Source organism: Clostridium prolinivorans, from assembly GCF_004011155.1.
Lineage (GTDB): Bacteria > Bacillota > Clostridia > Clostridiales > Clostridiaceae > Clostridium_AT > Clostridium_AT prolinivorans.
The window spans coordinates 1-1,140 of record NZ_RJWG01000042.1 but is presented as its reverse complement, the minus strand read 5'-3'; the positions used below and the strand labels follow the sequence as shown (position 1 = coordinate 1,140).

Sequence of the window (1,140 nt, the reverse complement as noted above, 5' to 3'; positions counted from 1 at the left end):
TAACCAGCAATTGAAGGCAGCTACAGATGCCTTTAATATATACATTTATGTAAAAAAATGATAAAATTAGAAGAGAATAAAAAATTAGTATAATGACTTTACAATTACCAGACAGCTTTGTAGACATTGACAGAGATGAAATGGAGTATGTTGATGGGGTGGTGGAGACGGAGTAGCATTGTTTAATGGATCTTAAGCTGCATTAATAGCTCTTGGATCAGTAGCAGTAGCTGCTGGTGCAGCAGTAAAGAGTAACAAGCTAATACAAAATGGCTTGGTAACTTCTATTTTTGGAGTAGCCATGATAGGTGCAATAACAATAACTTATGTTGAAAAAATTGCTTGGAATAAATTTAAAGTGTTTTTTCATAGAAATTAATAATGCATAAATTATGATTAATAAATATGCTTATATGTTAAGCATATTTGTAAGATATTTATTTTTATGAGGTGGATGTATGAAACTATTTTTGAAATCATTAGGATTATCTTTAATTATTTTTTTTATATGTATTATTGTTGGAGAATCAATTTTATTTTCTATAATTTTAACTATTAATTTCTTTATAATATATTTTATACTTACATTTCTTTATAAAAAATATAAAGTTAAAATATTGAATAAACTTACAGGAAGAATGTAATACTTACAATTCAGAAATACTTGGGTTATTTAATGCCTAGAAAAGTATAAAATTTTTAATTAGTAAAATACTGATTTTAAAGTTTTTGTAAGGATTTTTGAAGTAAATCTAGGCATAAAAAATAGAATAGATGTCCTACTAGAATTCCCTTGCAAATGCTTAAAGGGAAACAACTTCAAATATAAACTTATATCTGACCAATATAATGTAGACGAAGAAGCACTTAAAAATCAGAATTATAAAGGAGAACGAATAAAACAGTATAAAGAACAAGGAAAGGTAAAGAAATAACAAGTATATTATGATACAATTCTATCCTTTACTAATGAAAGAAAACAGCTTGAAATGGGAAAAGCAATAGGAGGTTTAAATCAGGCTGAATATGACACATTAAAGGGACAAGTTATTGCTATAGATGAAGATGCTACTATAGATAATGAAAAAGGAAATGTATTTTTTAAAGTTAAGATAAAGCCTGAAAAGAATTATTTAACAG

The 1,140-nt window shown here is 26.3% G+C and carries 1 protein-coding gene; it reads left to right on the top strand.

Annotated features, from left to right (window positions below; all coding sequences use genetic code 11):
- Positions 1–458 precede the first annotated feature (458 nt).
- Positions 459–644 carry a hypothetical protein gene (locus EGD97_RS12225; protein WP_127837559.1) on the top strand — a complete coding sequence of 62 codons (186 nt, stop codon included), beginning with the start codon at positions 459–461 and terminating at the stop codon, positions 642–644.
- Positions 645–1,140 lie beyond the last annotated feature (496 nt).

Excerpts from the sequence above, each read along its gene's own strand:
- EGD97_RS12225 (WP_127837559.1), top strand. The coding sequence starts at position 459 with ATGAAACTATTTTTGAAATCATTAGGATTATCTTTAATTATTTTTTTT.